Below are 423 nucleotides of genomic sequence, written 5' to 3' on the forward strand. Positions count from 1 at the left end.
GATAGGTAAAAAAGGCATATAAAGAAGCGCCAAGACAAAAAGCTGCAATAACAGCCCCATCAAAAGACCAGGATTTGAAGATGCTTAGATCGATCATCGGTGACTTTAAAAAATTCTCTAAATATATGAATATGAGCAAAAATAAGAAACCCAATACAAGCGGACCGGCAATATGAATGTTTGTCCAAGACCAAGAAGTATGTAATTCTTTTTGAATTAATCCGATGATCAAAAAGAATATCATCGCAACACTAATCAGCATACCTAACCAATCAATCCGTCCCTTTTCCGATCCGTAACTTTCTTCAATGTAATATACGGATAAAAATAAAGCGATTATGCCGACAGGAATATTTATCATAAAAATAGCCCGCCAAGAGATCATCTGAACCAAAAATCCGCCAAGCAAGGGTCCAATAGCCG

The 423-nt window shown here is 36.9% G+C and carries 1 pseudogene; it reads right to left on the bottom strand.

Going from position 1 to position 423, the window contains the following annotated elements:
• Positions 1 to 361: pseudogene (locus KH893_RS12495) on the bottom strand (MFS transporter); the annotation flags it as partial.
• Between the last annotated feature and the right edge of the window lie 62 nt (positions 362 to 423).

The sequence above is a fragment of the Liquorilactobacillus sicerae genome, from assembly GCF_029916425.1.
In the GTDB taxonomy this organism is placed as follows: domain Bacteria; phylum Bacillota; class Bacilli; order Lactobacillales; family Lactobacillaceae; genus Liquorilactobacillus; species Liquorilactobacillus sicerae.